Source organism: Geodermatophilus sp. SYSU D00779, assembly GCF_054050595.1.
In genome coordinates this window covers 49504-67199 of record NZ_JBJGZQ010000010.1, presented here as the reverse complement: position 1 = coordinate 67199, position 17696 = coordinate 49504, and the positions used below count along the sequence as shown (strand labels likewise).

The following is a 17696-nucleotide window of genomic DNA, read 5'->3' as shown; positions in this document are numbered from 1 at the left end:
GCGAAGGCGCTGCAGGACCGTACATCGCGAACTCCGGCGGTGACGCCGGTGAGACCGGCGGGGCGCATGGTGCGCCACCGGCCGCGACGTCCCGGGCAGACGTCCCCGTCCCGATACCGTCCGGTCTCCGAGCCGGTGACGGGGGGACGATGAGCGGGAACAGTCCGGTCTTGGCGGTCGTGGACGCCATCGACGGAGCGCCGGTCGTGTGGTGGGTCGACCTCGGCCTGCGCATGAGCCCCATGTCGCGCATGTGTGGCGCGTGGGTCCTCGACGGCGCGGACAATGCCCAGACGCTGCAGGCGCTGACCGCCGGCCGGCGCCTGATGGCCACCGCGGCCGGCGCAGACGTCCTGCCGGACCCGTCGACGCCCGAGTCGGCGGTGAATCCGGCGGCCACCCTGGCCGCCGTCGCCGCCACCGTGGACGAGCTGCAGGCCGCCTTCATCGACGCCGTCGCCGCGCGCAAGAACGGGCGGTCGCTCACCGCGCCCCGCTGGCCGGCGCTGCCCGATCCCCTGGACCCGGAAACTGCCGAGGACGCCGGCGGCGAGCCGCGCACCCGGCGCGCGCTGGGCATCGCCCGCTGGTTCGAGCGGCTGTGCACCGCCTGGGACGGCATCGAGGACCAGCGCCTCGCGCGCTCCTACCTGCGGGACCTGGGCGGGCCGGCCACCCGGCCGCTGCCCGTCGTCCTGCAGGCCGCCGCGGCCGAGGCCGCGGCATGACCGCCCTGCTGCCGACTCCCCGCACTCCGCTGGAGGGCGGGGCAGCCGTGGGGCTCGACTTCGTCGCCTTCGACGTCGAGACTGCCAACGCCGCCCGCGGCTCCGTCTGCGCCATCGGGGCCGCGGTCGTCCGCGGCGGCACGGTGGTCGCCACGCATTCGTGGCGCACCCGGCCACCGGCCGGGCTCGATGAGTTCGATTGGTTCAACGTCGACCTGCACGGCATCACCGCCGAGATGGTCGCCGAGGAGCCGCCCTTCGCCGAGCGGCTCGACCAGCTGCTCGAGGTCGCCGACGGCCTGCCGCTGGTCGCGCACAACGCCGCCTTCGACATGGGCGCGCTGCGCGAGGCGTGCATCGCCGCCGGCCGGGAGTGGCCGGCCGTGGACTACGCGTGCTCGCTGGTCATGGCCCGCCGGGCGCTGGACCTGATCTCCTACCGGCTGCCGATGGTCGCCGACGAGTGCGGCGTCGACCTCGCCGACCATCACGAAGCGGGTGCCGACGCGGCCGCGTGCGCGCGCATCGTGCTGGAGATCGCCCGCCGCCGCGGCGCCGCGGACTTCGCCAGCTTGTGCCGCGACCTGCAGGTGCTGCCCGGTCGGCTGGAGGCCGCCGCATGGTCGGGCTGCCACAGCAGCAGCCCGAGCGGCGCCGTTCCGGCTGCCGCCGCCGACGCTGATCCCACGCACCCGCTGTTCGGACAGGTCGTCGTCTTCACCGGCGCGCTGAGCATCCACCGGCAGGACGCCTGGGACGCCGTCGCCGGCTGCGGCGCGGTCGTGGAGAAGGGCGTCACCAAGCGGACCACCATGCTGGTCGTCGGCGACGGGTTCACCGGTCGCGACCCGGCCGAGTTCTGGAGCGGCAAGGCGGAGAAGGCCGTCCGCTGGCGTCAGAAGGGCCATCGCATCGAGGTGCTCACCGAGGCCGACCTCGTTGACCTGCTCACCGAGACCCGCACCTCCGGCACCCGCGCGGTCGTCGTGCACTGACCGCGCACCTCCGCGAGGGCCGTCGCGGCGGCCTTCGCAGGATGCGTCGTTGAGCTGTGTCGCGTAGTACGCCCGGGACGGACCAGGCGCGGCATGCCCTCACCCCCGAGAGTGGGGCGTCGGTGCCGGACCGGACCGCGGGCAGGCGGCCGCGATCACGATGGCCTCCGTGCCGACCTTCACCGCGATCACGGCGCTGCCGTATGCCCACCGCGACCGGGCAACCGCGGGGGCTACGGGCGGCGCTGCGGGAGCAGGCCGGGCCCCATGACCGGCTCGACTGGGCCACGCTGACCGTGACCGGTCCTGACGTCACCCAGGATGCCCGCGGCCGGGACTGGTTCGAGTACCGCGCCGAAGTCAGCACCGCCGGCCACCCCGAGCCATGAGGCGGCCGCGCTGACCGACGAGGTCAGCGCCGCCGGGTCGAAGTGCGGCCTGCCGACGCCCGACGCTCCGTCGCTGGGTGAGGTGCGAACCCGCGCACGTACGTGCGGTTGAGGATCTGCTGCAGCAGCACGGTCTCCGACCAGCCGTGCTCCAACGCCGCCACGGCGTACCAGTCGCGGGCCCGCGGGTCAGCGACCTCGTCCAGCAGCACCCGGATGTGCCCCCACGGCAGATGGTTCAGCGGCGGCGCGATGCCCGGGTCCGGCCACGCCGCAGCGAAGCGCCGCATGTAGTCGAGGTTGGTGGGCGAGAACGTGATGTGGCCGGGGAACCGTCTTCGGAGGTCGGTGCTCAACCGGTCGAGGATCTCGGACCGGGGCCTGTTCGAGCGTCACTCGGATTGGTACCGCGATGCCGTGGCCGGCGCCCTCGGCAACCTGGCGATCGACCTGCGGACCCTGGGCAACGACGCAGAGGCAAGGCAGGTGGAGCGCGAACGCGACGCCCTGGGTGGCTGAGGGACGGCACGAAACGACGCGGGACCTGGCGGATCCGCGCGCCCCGTCGTACGGAAGGAAGCATCCCGTGACAAGACCGCCGTACCGCAGTCGGATGGGCTACCATGACTCTGCGCGCAGGCGACCCTACCTATCCCCAGGGTTGCACCTCGCCTTAGCGTTCGGAGGCCGGAAGGCCCTCGACTGATGGGCCGCCCACAACTGATGGGTCGATAGCGAGGCCAGTAGGTCCTCGCACCCGGGAGTTCGCCGATCAGGAGCCTAGCGACCGCTTTGCTTCCTGGAGTCGAACTTGACCGTCGCCTGCCTCGTCCTCGCCGGCATCCTCGTTGTCGTCCTCGCCGTCCTGTGGCGCCAAGACCCCGAAGAGCTGGAATTGGGCGTCAAGTTGCCCTTCGGCATCGGCTTGAACCTGAAGTCCAAGGGGAGGCGGCGCCGGTCAACCGGTCAGGGCCGCCGCGAGCCCGGGCGGCCAGACGTCTTACCCCCACCCGCCGGCACGCTGCCTCCGTCGGAAGCGCCCGGCGAAGCAGGTCCACGCGGTCGCGATGCACACCCCGCGAAAAACCGAGAGCGGGCGTAACGGGAAGGAATAGCGACCCATCGTGTAGCCTGACTCCACCCCGCGACTATGAGACAATAAATCTCATAGGCAGGCGCGGTCGCTATGGCCGACAGGGCCGCTATCGATACGCGCATTTCTGAGGATCGCACCGGCGCTGGCCTTGGCGTCGAGCATCAGGAGAAGGACTGTAGGGAACTAGCCGAGCGCCTTGGTCTGACCGTCGCGTTCGTCTTCTCCGACAACGACCTCAGCGCCTACAGCGGCAAGCCGCACCCGGCCTATAAAGAGATGCTGCGCCGCTTGAAGGCCGCGACTTCGACGCCGTCATCGTCTGGCACCAGGACCGGCTGCTGTGCCGCGTCCAAGACCTCAAGACCACGATCATGCCGCCCGTCATCTCGACGTAGGCGTCGATGCCGTGACGGTCACGCAGGATGCTGACGACTTGATCCATGCTGAACTCGGCCACTTGGCCCCTCTCGTAGGTGTGCCGGTTCCGGTGAAGGTGGCGCTACCCCAAGCCGCCAAGCGCCTCCGATAGTGCGCGTGCCACGCGGTCGGCGGTTGGCTTGGGGTTGCACTCCTTCAAGATAAAGCCCAGCAGGTGTTGTTCCTTCTTGCGATTGCCTGCGGCGGCGGCCCTTGCGTGCTCGGGGTATGAGTGAACGACAGCGACCGCGCGGCGAGCAATCTCCTCGTCACCCAGTGGCGGTTCGGTGAACGTACGTCCAACGAAGTCTGCAGGAGATTCTCCCCCATGGGCCGCTCGCAAGACGTCTAGCGCCTGCGATCGGTCGAGTCGATGGCTGTCAATGACGCGTATTGCATCGGCTACCAGCCGATCTGCTATTCCAAGGTCGAAAGTGGACACGCCGATCTCCCGTGCCAAGGTGGTCATCTCGCCAAGCCACGTGGTGGCGGATCTCCTGATTGCGATCCCGTGCCCCGAAGTCGATCTAACGCGAGCGGATAGACGCCTTCGAGCCACGGCTACTGCCTCGTCCCGAAGTAGCCCTTCTGTCTCAAGGGCGGCAACCAGACCGGCATCGTAAGACCTCGGACCGCGACGGGCGCTAGTCCTTTCGTACCAGTGTGTGGCAAGTTTGGGATCCACGCGTGGCAATAGTCCCTTGTGGTTAGGCACTCCCGGGACGTCTCGGAGGACTGATTCAAGGCGCCCGCCAAGACCTGGAAGGAAGGTGAGCCACCATACTTCGCGCTGGCGTGAGAGTCGTCGCATAAGCCTGCCCTTCGCCTTACGGGCCTCTCGGGTCGGCCTGGCGAGGACCGTGGCAAACCCTGTGATCCTATAGACCTTGGGCTCCCGACTGGCCGGGGCCGGTTCCTTCAGGGACAGTGCTGCGCCATGTGCACCGTCCCCAGGTGCGCACATCGCCCACACCGCCTGCTCAAGTATTTGGGTTCTCTCGGCGAACTCTGTGATGACACTCTCAGCCTCAGGCGCATGTCGTCTGGGCCTCTTCTCGGGCCCGTCGCCGTAGCGGCTCCGCAACCACTTGTTCACGTGCCGCTGTAGCACTGGGTCGGGAATGAGCATCACTCCAGTTTCTAGGTTTGCGAGGCGGTGCTCGTTGAACAGTGGGTCGATCCCGGCGACGAAGGCACCCAGCATCTCATGCTCGTCCGTGAATCGAGGCGCCGCCTTTGCGGTCGCAATCTCTTCGCGGAACTCAAGGTATGAAACGAAGGAAAGTGGCTCGGGCAGGAGGTCGCGAATCAGGAGCATCTCTTGTGCGGAGACCACTAGGGGAGATGCGCCTTGGGGCCACACGCTTTCCGCCATCAACAAGGCATGTTCGGTCGCGACCGCGCCGAAGTCGTCGGCCGTGGGTACTACTACGTAGACCTTGCGAACCTGCTCGGCAACTATCGTCAGCGCCTCGCTGCTCCGATGCAGCGTGACGCTCTTGTCCTGTTCAAGCACTCGGACCAGGCGGAATGCCTGGTAGTAGGCTTCTCCAAGTGTTTCATGAAGGTCTTTGACCGCCGCGTCATGTGATCCCCTTCGGGCTGACTCTGAGATGAATCCTCCTTTCGCCTCTATGATAATGCAGAGGTCCCTCCACAGGATGACGCCATCACATTCCGCCTCTGTCGATCCGTCCGCTGAACGGTACATCGCTGCAGAGATCGACTGGGCTTGAGGGAGGTCTGCGATGGAGTTAAAAGTGATCTCTTCGACGACAGCCCCACGACCGTGGAAGTAGTCCTCGCCGTACCGGTTCGACCAGAGGCTATGGAGGATGGCCGTAAGGTCGGTGTCCAAGCGATGCGGAAGGGCGAGAAGCAGTTGGTCGCCGACACGGAGCATCGGCTGTAGCAGAAGGGCTGAAGCGCCATCCGTGCGCGGCACGCCGGACCAGGTGAGCAGTTGTACCCATCGCTGAATGTCGAGGTCCGTGTATGCGACATCTGGTGCAGCCTTCACGTCCTCTTCTGTCAGCCACATGCCAGCAATGTGCCGGGTCAGGATGGTGAACTCGTGATCCGTGAGATTGTTCTGATCCGATAGGAAGAGGGCGTGGCTGCGAAGGAGCCGGAGGAGCCGAGCGGATGTGCGCGCCTCTTGGAAGAACTGGCCAAGCGCCTCGGTCCACCGCCTGAGGAAGAGGCGCTTCAGGGCCTCGGCCGCCGCAGGCTCTTCTGGGTCGTGGCCGTGTGCTACCAGTCTTGAACGCACTTCCCCAGCGACGATTAGGTCGTAGTAGCCGTAGAAGCGTCCGTGGACCAGGGTGGTACCGGTTACCAATCGGCCTGCTAGCCTATTGCTGTCTCTCGTTCCTGCAAGGTGCCGGAGGTGAAGGACTCTGCGCGCTAGCGCCAGGGATCGAAACGCTGCCGCCACATTCTCGACACTCGGCTCTGCTGGGGGAGCGGTCTGCAGGGTGGCCAAGAGTTCAGTCTCACTCGTGTACGGGCCCGCCCCGGCGGACACGCTTCTGCCGGGTTCGTCTCCCTGTCCAAGTAGGACGGGCAAGGAGAAGAGGACGTTCACCGGAACGGTCCTCACAAGTTGGGTAAGCCGGTTAGAGGCTTCGATCGCAAGGTTCCTGCACGCAGCCTCGAACGCGGCCTTGTCCCCGGCGGATACGGCTGGGTCGTCTGGCACATGGCGTGCAGGCTCAGTCGAGAGGAGTTCCGCCTGGTGAGCGGCCAAAGCCTCGGCTTGCGGCCCGCCGATCTCTCGAAGGAGGGTAAGTTCATCTATGAGGATGTGCCGCTCGGGCGTCGGGACTGCCACTTCTCCCCCTGGATACACATGCAGCCGGGGGTATGCCCACGGCGGTGGTGGCAGTGATCCTGCCCGTGGATGCTCGACGATCGGTGACCGGTGCCGGGTCGCGCGTGTCGTAGCGACCGAGGTCGGCTAATCGGAGCGGAAGCCATCGTGGCGAGATGCGTGCCGACTCGCGGCGTGGGGTCAGCGTCTTGCGGCGGTTAGGCACACCATCCGAGTCGGTTCTTGCCGCTCGTGCCTAGTGCCCGTTTTCCTCGCCAAGCACTGCGCTTAGCCCTGTCTGCCTACGGATCACAAGGTTACAGGGGTTTGAGTCCCCTCGGCGGCACAATGAGGGCTTGACCTACGGTAACGCGGGTCGAGTGCGCATCGTGCAAGAATCGGGCCTTATGCTTCTCCGCTCCGGGCTCGTATTCCCTTATTGCTGGGTGGCGTGCGACAAGTAGCCCGATGCCGCTATAAACTGCACTGATGTCTACTAGCGCTTGCTCAGTGCAGGAACAATCCGCTAGCGTATGGGGAGACTGGACATCGGCATTCACACTGCGCGCTCGTGGACCTAGCAGTCTTAACTTGCTCGAGCGCGCACCCCAGAATGCGGCGCCGGCGCGGCGAGTCGACGCACTCAGTGGCGGTTATCGAAAAAGGCTCGTTATCCGAGGTCCCTACTTCGTGGACTTAGCAGGTCAGCACTCTCCCTGCTCTCTTCGCCTGTCTTGGGCCTCAAGTCGTCGTATTTCCTGAAGCAGTGCCTCCAAACCGCCCAGTCTTTCCTGGAGCAACTCAAGGAGGGGCGTGGATTCGAGTGTGGCATCAAGCACGCGAAGCCTCCGCTCAACGGATTCGAAGGTGGCCCTAAGAAGGCATACGCATGCGGGATCGAACTCGGCGTTGCAGTCCAGCAGGCAGGCGCATGCGGGCAAGCAGCCAAGTTCGTCAAGAGGGGGCATGGACGTCTCCTCGTCGTCCGGCCGCGACAGCAGGGAGGCTTCGGGTTCATCGAGAGCCATCGGCTGCGCCTCTCCTCGCGGTCGTGCCGGTCAGTGTAGGCGGTGCGGCGGCAAGGTGTCATACAGCGTCGTGACAGACCGCTGTCTGTAACTTATGCAGGGGGTGACGAGGTGCCAGGTTGCGAGTCGTCGGCATGTGCGGCTATCTTGGCAAGGTTGCCCATCGTCCGTCGGTAGCAAGTTCATACCTTGGAAGTAGCCCTACGTATGGCGTACTGTCGTAAAACGTGAGACAGTACCCATGCCGTCACACAGCAAAAATTCTCCTCGACCGGAGAGTCGTGACGGTGCGCAACCAGGCGTATGCGGCTAGCACCGGTACCACTCACGCACGGGAGGAGTCGATGGCGCCCAAGTGTTTCAAACTCATCGAGCGCCCTCTGCGCCTCCTTATACCCCATCACCGGTACAAGGAGCAGGCATCGGCCATGCCCAGCATCACTCTTCGGATTAGCGACGAGGAACACGAGACCTTGCGCGCCATGGCGAAGTGGAAGGAGGTGACGCTGAGTGACCTCATCCGGGAGTACAGCCGGGCAGGGGTCCGCGCAGACGCCGCTAACACCGCCATCCGAGAGGAGATCCAGAAGACGATCCAGCAGGAAAGGGAACGGCTGGAGCGGGTTGGAGAACTCTTGGAGCAGGCTGCCCGCCTAGGCCTGAGTAAGGATGCGGACTCCTCTGGGAGCGGCTCCTCAGGTGCCCCGGCCTCTCCCTCTCAAGCCGTCGACGACCCGAACGCCGACGCCGACGATGCTGCACGGGCAGGCATGACAGGCAGTCCGGGGCCCAACAACTGACCGTACGGGACTCGACCACTAGAGGGGCGGCCGACTGCGGCCGCCCCTCTAGACGTATGTAGGACCGTGCCGCTCCCTCGACGGCAATAGCCGCTACCTCAACGGCAATAGTGGTGCATTACCAATAAGCGCTTCGAGTTCCTGCCAAGAGCGCGGCTCTGCGGTGGCGATCCCCGGTCGCTTTCACAAGGCTGAGCAGGCGTGAGGCCATGATGCATCGTCCCCGCGTGCCGACTAGCGCGGGAGGCGGTGCTTGCGCCCCCGTCGCGGGTCGCCAAGCCCGGGGGCAAGGGTCCTACGCAGGCGGACCGCATCGCCTCGTTGAGTCCGCGCATCTGTGGCCTAGTTGGCGTGCGGTGTGGCTGCGGTGTTGACGCAGAGGGGGGAGGTGTTTGTGCCTGGCTGTGGCCCGATAGTTGTCCTGGCCGAAGTGTCTGCGACTCTGCCAGACAGGCCGATGAGGTCGCCCAGTGAGGAACCTTGCGACTTGTATCTCGGTGCGGCGATGGACGCGTCCTAAGTGCGAACCGCTTGATCGCGTGGTCAGGGGCGGGTGCCATGCCGCGAAGCCCGGGGGTGGGGCAACGCCGCGCAACCAATCCTCTTGGTCGCCAAGGCGCCCTCTCCGTGAGGCCTTAGACGCGTTATGTGGGTTGCCCACGCCAACTGATTGCTTGACTTGAGGGCGCCTCTGCGGAACGTGGCGGTTGTCGAAGACCCCTCGCCCGCAGAGGCGCCCATCATGCTGCCCACCGAGGACCTGTTCGTCCACGTCTACGTGCTCGTCGATGACGCCATCACCGCCGGGGAGGTCACCATCCCGGCTCGGCCGGGTCCGACCCCGGCCTGCACTGACGCCGAGCTGTTGACCATCGCGCTGGTGCGCCACCTGCTGGGCCGGCGCAGCGAGGCCGGGTTCGTGGCCGAGGTGGCCCGCGACTGGGCGCAGCTGTTCCCCCGGCTGCCGCACCAGTCGGAGGCCAACCGGCGGATCCGCTGGCTGTGGGCGGCCTTCGAGCAACTGCGCGCCGCGCTGGCGGCCCGCTGCCCGGTCGTTGACTGCGTCCAGATCGACACCAGCGCGCTGCCGGTCAAGCACCCCTCCCGGGTCCGCGGCCCCGACAACTGGGTCGGCCCCCACGACCTGGTCGCCGGCTTCGGCCGCGACGCCGCCCACGGCGAGTGGTGCTACGGCTTCCGGCTCGCGGTCCGCACCGACCTGGGATCCCGGCTGGTGCGCGCCTGGAGCATCGTGCCCGCCGCGGTCAACGAGCGAGACGTCGCCGTCGATCTGCTCGAGGCCGGGCCACCACCGCGCGACCTGCTGACCGACAAGGGCTTCGCCGGGCGGGCCTTCGCCGCCGCCTGCGCGGCTCGCGGCACCGCGGTGCTGACCCCGCCGACCAAGGCGCAGCGCCCGAGCATGCCCACCGCCCTGCGCCAGGCGATCGCCTGCTGGCGCAATCGCATCGAGGTCACCCTCGGCGAGCTCACCGATCGGATGGAGCTGGCCCGCCACGGCGCCCACACCTTCTGGGGCCTGCTGTCCCGCACCGCCGCCACCATCGCCGCGCACACCCTGCTATGCGTCCACTCCATCGACCTCGGGGTTGCATAGGTCAACCCACATCACGCGCCTCAGACGTTGGTGCGTCCTTGCGGATGGGGCGACCGTGTTCAGGATGTGCTCCGGGCCTGCGGACTGCAAAGAGGCGCTGCGCCCTGGCGAGGACTCGCAACTCGCTCTGTGTGGCCGAGCAGGTGGGGGAGCCCCTCCCTTGCCTGTGGGGGCGCTTGGGGCGGACCCCGCCAGTCGGATCCAGGCCATCCTCGGGGGGCACCTCACGGCTTCCGCTTGGACCGCTTCCGCTTCTTCGGCTTTGAGATCTTCTTGGGCGCCTTCACGCGGTCCATGTCCTGGTTGACCGAGTTCAGAGCGTCAAGGGACTCGCGGATGTCCGTCCCCTGGCGAATCGCGCGGCGCACGAGCTGGTGGATGTGGATCCGCAGGGCCAGGTCCACCAGCGTCTTGATCACATCGGTGACCTTGCTGATCACCTTGAGGAACACGTTGGTGAGTCCCCTGACGATCATCAGGATGATCATCGCGATGACCAGCCATTTGGCGAGGGTCTGGGACTCCGGGGAGGACAGCAGCCGGAGCAGTTCAGCGAGCATCGGTTCGACCCGCCTTGGACCTGTTGAGCTGCGGCGCGGTGCCGCTACAGAAGATGCTCTCCCTTCAGAATCTTGGCGTCAAGGCGGTAGGGTTACAGCCGTCTGACGTCTGTATGACGATGGCGGTGCGTGATGAGGCCAGCACCCAGGAGTGGTGTCGCTGCTTCGGGCAAGGCTGAGGCGAAGGTTGAGAGACGCCACTCTGCCCTCGGTGACGTGCCGCTGAGTAGTGGATGTAGTCCTCACCGTGTCGGTCAGCGGTGGGGCGACTATGACGCGATCAGGGCCGGCTGCGCCACCTCCTCGACTGGGGTGAGCCGGTTCAGTTAGGCCATGGAGCTCTCGGAGAGGTAGCGGCGCTCGGAGACCTGCCATTCATCGTGCGCCTCGACCAGCACGGCGCCGGCCAGCCGCAGCAGCGCCTCGGGATTGGGAAAGACCCCGACGACATCGGTGCGCCGCTTGATCTCTTTGTTTCGCCTGCGGGAACTGCCGACCGAGCATGCCGGCGATCACGTCGAGCTGGGCGTGCACGTGGTCGGCGTCGGGCTGGGCGAAGATCGTGCGGATCGCGGCGGCGACCATCTCGGCGTTGCCCTTGGGTACCCGGGCGAGCACGTTGCGCACGAAGTGCACCCGCACCGCTGCCAACTGGCGCCGAGCAGCACCGCGCCGATCGCGGCCTTCAGCCCGGTGTGCGCGTCGGAGATGACCAGCTGGGTGCCGCCCGGGCCGCGGGCTTTGAGCGAGCGCAGGAACGCCGTTTAGAAGGCGCCGTCCTCGGAGTCGCCGACCGCGAAGCCGAGCACCTCCCGGTGCCCGTCGGCGGCCACGCCGGTGGCGATGACGACGGCCTGGGAGACCACCCGCCGGTCGACCCGGGCCTTGCAGTAGGTGGCGTCGAGAAACACGTAGGGGAACGCGGTCTCGGCCATCGAGCGGGCCCGAAAAGAGCTGACTTCGGCATCCAGGTCGGCGCAGATCCGGGACACCTCGGACTTGGAGATGCCGGTGTCGGCGCCGAGGGCCCGGACCAGGTCGTCGACCTTGCGCGTGGAGACGCCGTGCAGATAGGCCTCCATCACCACCGCGAACAGCGCCTGGTCGATCCGCCGCCGCCGTTCCAGCAGTGACGGGAAGAACGACCCGGCGCGCAGCTTCGGGATTCGCAGCTGCAGATCCCCGGCCGTGGTCGTAAGCACCCGCGGGCGGGTGCCGTTGCGCTGGGCGGTGCGGGCGTCGGTGCGCTCGTGCGGCGCCGCGCCGATCACCGCGGTGAGCTCGGCCTCGATCAACGCCTGATAGATCGTGGTGGCCGCCGAGCGGATGCGGTCGTCGACGTCGGCGGCCTTCAGTGCCTGGAGCACCTCGAGCAGGGCTGTGAGGCTGAGGGTGTCGGGTCGTGAGGCCGGCCCGATGCCAGGCTGGCGCCTACAGCCGAGGGCGTGACCCCCGTGGCAAGTAGGGTGGCCCGCAGTACCAGGGCGGTGCCTTGATTCTGACCTGTCCGCCGGAGGCTGCCGGCGCCGGCCTGGGCATCCGCACGTTGGCCTGATCAGAAGCCTGTCCGCCTCGCGGCGTGACTCATCACAGTCCTGCTATGCGGTGTCCTCTCCCTGGCCGGCGCCGGACCGTCTCATCCTGCGCCCGAAGGGAAGCCCGACACATGCTGGCCGAAGAAGTCGACGCGGTCATCGGCGTCGACACCCACCGCGACACTCACACCGCTGCGCTGGTGCGTCCCACCGGGGCCAGCATCGCCTCCACGGTGATCCCCACCGACCCGGCCGGCTTTACGCACCTGCTGGACTTCGCCATCGTCAACGCGCCCGGCCCTCGCCTGGTCTGGGCGGTCGAGGGCAGCCGCAGCTACGGCATCGGACTGATCCGCTTTCTGCAGCGGCACGGTCAGCGCGTCGTCGAGGTCAACCATCCCCGCCCAGCCCCTCGCGGGGGCCGTCGGCGCGCGGGTTGCTCTGCACGGTGCGGGCCAGCGCTTCGCGCGCGGCCTGCACCGCGTCGAGCTGTTCGGACTTGCCGCAGCGACGAGCCGGGCTCGACCGCCTCAAGCGCCCAGCTCGGCGGGCTGAGGCGAAGTCCGATCCGATCGACGCCGAGCGCGCCGCCCGCGACGCGCCCGCCCGCGGCCACCTGGCCCAGCCCTAGACCGGCGCGGAACGGGCGGCGCTGCAGATGCGGCTCACCGCCCGCCGCGCCGCGGTCGAAGCCGCAACCGACGCCCAGCGCCAACTGCGCGCGCTAGTCATCACCGCACCGGAGCCGGTGCGTGGCCGTTTCCGGGGCCGCAGCACCCGCGGCATGCTCGCCACCGCCGCCTGGCTGCGGCCGGCACCGAGCGCGGACGTTGATGTGTGCACGGCGCTGACGGTGCTGCGCGCTCTCGCCCGGCGCATCCACACCCTCGAGGCCGAAGCAGCCGAGCACGAGGTCGCGCTCCGGGCGATCGTCCGCTCGTGGCGACCGGACCTGCTTGAGCTGCCCGGAGTCGGCCCGATCGTCGCGGCCACCGTCCTGGCTGCCTGGTCCCACGCCGGACGCTGCCGCAACGACGCAGCCTTCGCCATGCTCGCCGGCGCCGCCCCCATCCCTGCCTCATCGGGCAAGACCGTCCGTCATCGGCTCAACCGCTCCGGCGACCGACAGCTCAACCGGGCGCTGCACACGATCACGCTCTCCCGCCTGCAATACGACGAGCGCACCCGCGCCTACGCCGACCGCCGCCGCGCCGAAGGCAAGACCGACCGTGAAATCAAACGCTGCCTCAAGCGCCACATCGCCCGAGAGCTCTACCGAGGCGCCACCTTCAGCGGCTCGACGCGTCATAGGAGCGTCGGGGCGATGGCTGCGGGCGACGTGAGCACCGGCCGGACGTCACACCCGTCCCTCGCTCATGGCCTTGATCCCCTCGGCCTCGGCTGTCAGATAGCGATCGGGCGGCGGTAGAAGCGCCCCATCACCACGCCCACGGGCCCGGCCTGCTCCACCGCCAGCGTCACGCGCGAGCTGCCGGGACCGAGAGACTCGAGCAGGTGCCGAGCGGTGGTGCGGACGCCCGGACCAGTGGCCACCCAAGTGAACGAGCAGCCCGGCTTAAGCTCGGTCACCACATACTCGGTCGGGGGGATCCGAGGCTGCTCCACCCGGGCGCGGGACCCGACAGCGAGCGGCCCGTCGTCGAGGCGGCGCACCGAGGTCACCGACGACGCCCACTCCGGCCACCGCTCGACCTCGCGCAGCACCTCCCACACCTGCTCGACCGGGGCCTCGACGTCGATCCTGGTGCTCTGCTCCACCAGGCCATCCTGCTCCTGGTTACTACTGGAGATAGACCAAGATCATGTGCCACACACGTCTTGCACTTCGGGCTGGGAAACTCGTGGTGACGGGTTACAGGAGGATCGCCAGCAGACTGAGGACATGGGAACCAGCGGCACCCCTGAGTACCGGGCCCGACGGCGGGCGCACGAACAGCATCGCCGCAAGCGCCAGCAGCAAACGCCGGAAGGAGGCCCCCGTCCGAGCCAGGCCAGTCCTGCGGCGGACGGGCCGGAACGACGCACCGCCGCGACGACCTGCGGATGGTGCGGCGGACCGATCACCCCGCGCAGCCGCGGCCCGATCCCGAAGTGGTGCTCGACCACCTGCCGGCACCGCGCCTGGGAACAACGCCGGGCGGCGACTTCCAGCCGGACGGCGGTGGAGGTGGTCGAGCGGCGGGTCGAGATCCGTGTCCCGCTCGAGCCGACCCGGCGGGACTGGCCGAGGTTGCTTGGCGAGCTCGCCGGTCAATTAGATGACGGCCGCGTCTACGACCGCGACCTGCCCGCCCTCGGCCGGGCACTGGACCCGGTCCTGCGGTCCTACCGGCGGCGGGCCCGCTGGAGCGGCGCGCCCGACCTTCCCTGAGTGCCCGGAGCCGCAGCTCCCGTACTGCTCCTGTAGGGCACAGGCGTCGACGGTGACGTCGGGACAGTCGTCGTGGAGGGGGGAAGCCAACGGGGGTGACAGGGGCAGTGACGACCCGACCAGCCCGACGTCACCCCAACCGGCGCGCCACCGCTGGCGACGTGACCCCCGGCCCCGTTGGACGGCAGAGCCCTCTGGCCAAGCAGCACGCCCCGCCAGAAGGCGCACCGACCCGGTGCGAGGGGTAACGCGCCCCGGTGACGCCCGCCCGGCATGCCGTCCGGCAGCTGACCGCACCTGTCACCCCCGTCGTCAGCTACTCGTCACAACGGATTGCGCAGTCCTGGATGCATAAGGTGTGTCGGCTCGTGATCTTGTCCCGTTGGGTAGCGGAACCGGGGCCGCGGGCGAGGATCGACTACGCAGCCGAGGGTCGACGGTGCGGCGCTGCGGAGGCCCGTGGCAGGTTGCAAGTTGCACTGCCGCGGAGGCGACTTGCCGAGGAGTGTCATGACGCCCTGAACGAGGACATGTCCGAGATTCCCCACCAGATCACGACTCCACGGGACTCGTGGACGCCGCACCCCGTCCGCGTGGCCCGAAACGGGCGCAGGTCTGCCGCTATTGGAGATGGCGGATACGCAGCAGGCCACGCTGCGCGACGGTGACCGTGCCGGCCAGCGTCGTCAGGTCGTGACCTGCGACCAACTCCGCGAGCGCAGCGGCTACGGTCGGCGGCGACTGATCAGATGGCCGCAGTACGAGGATCCCGGCGTGGCTGCCCGGCGGGTACGCCCGGATGTCGCCCAGTCCGCGATCGAGGGTGATCAACAGTCGTCCGTCAGCGGCTGCAGCGGTCACGACCCGCGGATCCGTTGCACCTGCGAGGTTTTCGTCGACAACGGTGTCGACATCGTGTCCGGCGGCGGTGAGGACCTGGCGGGCCGAACGAGGGATGTTCTCGTCGAGCGCGACCTTCACTCAGGGCCCCGCGGGACCAGTTCCTCACGGGCCAACAGCGCCCCGTAGGCGGCGGCGGCCTGCACGCCTTCAGAGGTAACGGTCGGGTACTCCTCGACGATCTGTTCAGCGCTCACGCCGGCGGCAAGGCAGTCGAGCACCACGCTGACCGGCACGCGGGTGCCGGCGATCACCGCCTGGCCGCTCAGCACGACCGGATCGGTGGCGATCAACCCCAGCCGGTCGGAACTCATGCGCCCAGTGCGCCCGTGCCCGCCAACCCAGCCCAGCACGCCGAGCCCTCGACCGTGCGGACCTTCGTCGAGCCGGACCCTCAATGCCTGCGCTGCGACCGGCGACCGCCCGAACACCTGCGACCGCGGAACACCGCCCGAACCCCTTGACGTACCGGAGGAAAACCGGAGACACCGGAGCCAGCCGGGAGGACGAGGGACTCGAAGGACGCCACCCCTCGGTGATCGAGGCCCCGGACTGCAGGAGAACCGGAGAAGAACAGGAACTTCGCCGTGCAGTGTCACCAATCGGCCGGAAATGGCGCCTTCTCCAGGTGGGCTGCCGCGCCGAACGCCGGCGCACGAGGCCGGCCGACGAGGAGGGCGACACATGGGCGACACTCATCGACCTCGAAAGCCCGTGTCCAGCGACCCGCTGCTGCTCACACCCGAGGAGGCCGCCGAGGTGCTCCGCGTCGGCCGCACCACGATCTACGCCCTCTTGAAGGCCGGCGACCTGCGCTCAGTGCACATCGGCCGCAGCTGCCGGATCTCCCACGCCGAGCTCGAGCGCTACGTGCAGCACCTGCAGGCTCCCCCACCGCCTCAGCTGGCCCGGACGCGCTCTCGACGCAGAAGGACCGGCACGGATCAGGACAGGCTCTTCGACGTTGTCCACAGTCGGCCGGAACGGCCCTGACCTGTGGATCCACGCCGGCCCACGTCGGCCCGACCGCAGACACTCGCCGCCTGGTGACGGCGAGAGGGGCCGGTGGTGAGTCCACGGACGCCGCGGAGCGGGTCCTCGGCGAAGCGTCGCGGCAACAGGGAGGGATCCACGCCGCGACGCCGACCGGACGGGCGCTGGCAGATCAACCTCCGGGTCACCGACGACCTCGGAGTGGCCACCCGTCACACCGTCTACGGCGACACCCCCCAAGAGGCGCGTGACAAGGCGGCCGCAATCCGGCGGAGGGTGGCGGACGGGCAGCCCGCCCGGGACCGCAGACAGACGGTCGCGACCTTCGCTCAGCACTGGATCGACACCACGCTGCAGGCCTCCGAGCGCAAGCAGACAACCAAAGTCATGTACGCCGGCGTCGCCCGGACGCACATCCTTCCCAGCCCCATCGGACGCCTGACCCTGGACAGGGTCCGGCCGTCCCACGTCGAGGGCTGGGTGGTGGAGCTCCGCGGCAAGGGCCTGGCCGAGTCGACCGTTCGCTCGGCGTACACGATCCTCGGCGCCGTGCTGCACACCGCCGTCCGCGACGGTGCGCTGGCGTCCAACCCGGCGGCGGTCATCCGGCGGCCGAAGGTGACCAGCAGGGAGGCCGCTCACCTGACCACTGCGCAGGTAGCCGACCTGCTTCGTGCGGCTGAGGACACCCGATACGCGCCGCTCTTCGCGTTGCTCGTGCACACCGGCCTGCGCCGCGGTGAAGCACTGGCACTCAGGTGGGCGGACGTCGACCTGGAGAAGGGCCTCCTACGTGTGCGGGGCACGCTCGCCCGCGTCCAGAGACGCCTGGTGGTCACCGAGCCGAAGACGGCGAGGTCCAAGCGCTTCGTTCCGCTTTCCGCACCGGCCGAGCGACTGCTCCACGACGTCCGGGGCAGCCAGGACGACGAGCGGCGCCGGGCCGGCTCGGTCTGGCAGGAGACCGGGTTCGTGTTCACCACCGTGACCGGCGAGCCCTGCGACCCACGCAACGCCCTGCGTGCACTCAAGGTCGCCGCCGAAAGGGCCGGGCTCCCGCACGTCGGGCTGCACACCCTCCGACACTCGGCGGCCAGCGTGATGCTCTCCTCCGGAGTCCCGCTCAAGGTCGTCTCGGAGATCCTCGGTCACTCGTCGATCGCCATCACCGGCGACGTCTACGGACACGTCGCGCCCGACGTGGCGCGCGGCGCGATGGACATCCTGGGCGCTGCCTTCGGCGAGTGAGGGCCACCTAACGGTGGTCACAATGGTGGTCAGGCGCCCTCCGGAAGCGGCCAGGGGCCGTTCCGGATCTCTCCGGACACGGCCCCTGACCTCCGCTTTCCCGCTGTCGGGCTGACAGGATTTGAACCTGCGACCCCTTGACCCCCAGTCAAGTGCGCTACCAAGCTGCGCTACAGCCCGAGCGC

General features: G+C 68.3%; 16 protein-coding genes, 1 tRNA gene and 3 pseudogenes. 10 read left to right on the top strand and 10 right to left on the bottom strand.

What is annotated here, in order from left to right; all coding sequences use genetic code 11:
• The first annotated feature begins 170 nt into the window (after positions 1-170).
• The 3 genes from ACI79G_RS10005 (at position 171) to ACI79G_RS09995 (ending at position 2112) form a co-directional block, all read left to right on the top strand.
• Complete coding sequence (locus tag ACI79G_RS10005; protein WP_456880973.1) at positions 171-728, top strand: hypothetical protein; 558 nt, start codon at positions 171-173, stop codon at positions 726-728.
• Complete coding sequence (locus ACI79G_RS10000) at positions 725-1723, top strand: exonuclease domain-containing protein (protein ID WP_456880972.1); 999 nt, start codon at positions 725-727, stop codon at positions 1721-1723. Before ACI79G_RS10005 ends, ACI79G_RS10000 begins: the two co-directional genes overlap by 4 nt.
• Before the next feature lie 203 nt (positions 1724-1926).
• A complete protein-coding gene (locus ACI79G_RS09995; RefSeq protein WP_456880971.1) occupies positions 1927-2112 on the top strand; it encodes a hypothetical protein in 186 nt (61 codons plus the stop codon).
• A 23-nt stretch (positions 2113-2135) separates the two neighbouring features.
• On the opposite strand, the gene ACI79G_RS09990 is transcribed toward ACI79G_RS09995, so the two are convergent.
• The 3 genes from ACI79G_RS09990 to ACI79G_RS09980 all read right to left on the bottom strand — a co-directional run bounded on the left by ACI79G_RS09990 (position 2136) and on the right by ACI79G_RS09980 (position 7465).
• Entirely contained in the window at positions 2136-2480 is a 345-nt protein-coding gene (locus ACI79G_RS09990) for a DUF1016 N-terminal domain-containing protein (RefSeq protein ID WP_456881057.1), read from the bottom strand.
• Positions 2481-3707: 1227 nt separating this feature from the next.
• Positions 3708-6458: a hypothetical protein gene (locus tag ACI79G_RS09985; protein ID WP_456880970.1), complete on the bottom strand. Its 2751-nt coding sequence runs from the start codon at positions 6456-6458 to the stop codon at positions 3708-3710.
• 683 nt (positions 6459-7141) lie between these two features.
• The gene (locus ACI79G_RS09980) at positions 7142-7465 is read right to left on the bottom strand and encodes a hypothetical protein (protein WP_456880969.1); all 324 of its coding nucleotides are present in this window, start codon (positions 7463-7465) and stop codon (positions 7142-7144) included.
• A gap of 281 nt (positions 7466-7746) precedes the next feature.
• Here ACI79G_RS09980 and ACI79G_RS09975 point away from each other — a divergent pair, with 281 nt between their 5' ends.
• Both ACI79G_RS09975 and ACI79G_RS09970 read left to right on the top strand, forming a co-directional pair.
• Positions 7747-8265, top strand: a complete 519-nt coding sequence (locus tag ACI79G_RS09975) for a hypothetical protein (RefSeq protein ID WP_456880968.1) — start codon at positions 7747-7749, stop codon at positions 8263-8265.
• A gap of 742 nt (positions 8266-9007) precedes the next feature.
• Positions 9008-9883: a transposase gene (locus tag ACI79G_RS09970; protein WP_456880967.1), complete on the top strand. Its 876-nt coding sequence runs from the start codon at positions 9008-9010 to the stop codon at positions 9881-9883.
• 224 nt (positions 9884-10107) lie between these two features.
• Here ACI79G_RS09970 and ACI79G_RS09965 read toward each other — a convergent pair whose 3' ends face one another.
• Together ACI79G_RS09965 and ACI79G_RS09960 are read right to left on the bottom strand one after the other, a co-directional pair.
• Positions 10108-10443, bottom strand: coding sequence for a hypothetical protein (locus tag ACI79G_RS09965; protein ID WP_456880966.1), 336 nt, complete (start codon positions 10441-10443; stop codon positions 10108-10110).
• Between the two features lie 326 nt (positions 10444-10769).
• Positions 10770-11861 (bottom strand): annotated as a pseudogene (locus ACI79G_RS09960) (IS256 family transposase).
• A gap of 182 nt (positions 11862-12043) precedes the next feature.
• On the opposite strand from ACI79G_RS09960, the pseudogene ACI79G_RS09955 reads away from it, so the two are divergent.
• Positions 12044-12316, top strand: a pseudogene (locus tag ACI79G_RS09955) (hypothetical protein); the annotation flags it as partial.
• A gap of 52 nt (positions 12317-12368) precedes the next feature.
• Here ACI79G_RS09955 and ACI79G_RS09950 read toward each other — a convergent pair.
• Positions 12369-12512: a hypothetical protein gene (locus ACI79G_RS09950; RefSeq protein ID WP_456881061.1), complete on the bottom strand. Its 144-nt coding sequence runs from the start codon at positions 12510-12512 to the stop codon at positions 12369-12371.
• Positions 12513-12927: 415 nt separating this feature from the next.
• On the opposite strand from ACI79G_RS09950, the pseudogene ACI79G_RS09945 reads away from it, so the two are divergent.
• Positions 12928-13257, top strand: a pseudogene (locus tag ACI79G_RS09945) (transposase); the annotation flags it as partial.
• A gap of 125 nt (positions 13258-13382) precedes the next feature.
• On the opposite strand, the gene ACI79G_RS09940 reads toward ACI79G_RS09945, so the two are convergent.
• Complete coding sequence (locus tag ACI79G_RS09940; RefSeq protein ID WP_456880965.1) at positions 13383-13757, bottom strand: SRPBCC family protein; 375 nt, start codon at positions 13755-13757, stop codon at positions 13383-13385.
• Between the two features lie 403 nt (positions 13758-14160).
• Between ACI79G_RS09940 and ACI79G_RS09935 the strand changes: the two genes are divergently transcribed.
• Positions 14161-14370 (top strand): hypothetical protein, encoded by a 210-nt coding sequence (locus ACI79G_RS09935; protein ID WP_456880964.1) that lies wholly within the window; start codon positions 14161-14163, stop codon positions 14368-14370.
• Between the two features lie 621 nt (positions 14371-14991).
• Here the strand turns inward: ACI79G_RS09935 and ACI79G_RS09930 are convergent.
• Together ACI79G_RS09930 and ACI79G_RS09925 are read right to left on the bottom strand one after the other, a co-directional pair.
• Positions 14992-15351, bottom strand: a complete 360-nt coding sequence (locus ACI79G_RS09930) for a DUF5615 family PIN-like protein (RefSeq protein ID WP_456880963.1) — start codon at positions 15349-15351, stop codon at positions 14992-14994.
• The gene (locus ACI79G_RS09925) at positions 15348-15584 is read right to left on the bottom strand and encodes a DUF433 domain-containing protein (RefSeq protein WP_456880962.1); all 237 of its coding nucleotides are present in this window, start codon (positions 15582-15584) and stop codon (positions 15348-15350) included. The genes ACI79G_RS09930 and ACI79G_RS09925 overlap by 4 nt, the downstream gene beginning before the upstream one ends.
• A 400-nt stretch (positions 15585-15984) precedes the next feature.
• Between ACI79G_RS09925 and ACI79G_RS09920 the strand changes: the two genes are divergently transcribed.
• Positions 15985-16263: a helix-turn-helix domain-containing protein gene (locus ACI79G_RS09920; RefSeq protein ID WP_456880961.1), complete on the top strand. Its 279-nt coding sequence runs from the start codon at positions 15985-15987 to the stop codon at positions 16261-16263.
• A gap of 201 nt (positions 16264-16464) precedes the next feature.
• On the top strand, positions 16465-17511 hold the full coding sequence (locus tag ACI79G_RS09915) for a tyrosine-type recombinase/integrase (RefSeq protein ID WP_456880960.1): 1047 nt from the start codon (positions 16465-16467) through the stop codon (positions 17509-17511).
• Between the two features lie 106 nt (positions 17512-17617).
• Here ACI79G_RS09915 and ACI79G_RS09910 read toward each other — a convergent pair.
• Positions 17618-17691, bottom strand: a tRNA-Pro gene (locus ACI79G_RS09910).
• Between the last annotated feature and the right edge of the window lie 5 nt (positions 17692-17696).

Bases quoted from the DNA above. Each gene is read 5' to 3' on its own strand.
- ACI79G_RS10000 (WP_456880972.1), top strand. From the start codon at position 725: ATGACCGCCCTGCTGCCGACTCCCCGCACTCCGCTGGAGGGCGGGGCA.
- ACI79G_RS09925 (WP_456880962.1), bottom strand. From the start codon at position 15,584: ATGAGTTCCGACCGGCTGGGGTTGATCGCCACCGATCCGGTCGTGCTG.
- ACI79G_RS09970 (WP_456880967.1), top strand. From the start codon at position 9,008: ATGCTGCCCACCGAGGACCTGTTCGTCCACGTCTACGTGCTCGTCGAT.
- ACI79G_RS09965 (WP_456880966.1), bottom strand. From the start codon at position 10,443: ATGCTCGCTGAACTGCTCCGGCTGCTGTCCTCCCCGGAGTCCCAGACC.
- ACI79G_RS09980 (WP_456880969.1), bottom strand. From the start codon at position 7,465: ATGGCTCTCGATGAACCCGAAGCCTCCCTGCTGTCGCGGCCGGACGAC.
- ACI79G_RS09995 (WP_456880971.1), top strand. From the start codon at position 1,927: ATGCCCACCGCGACCGGGCAACCGCGGGGGCTACGGGCGGCGCTGCGG.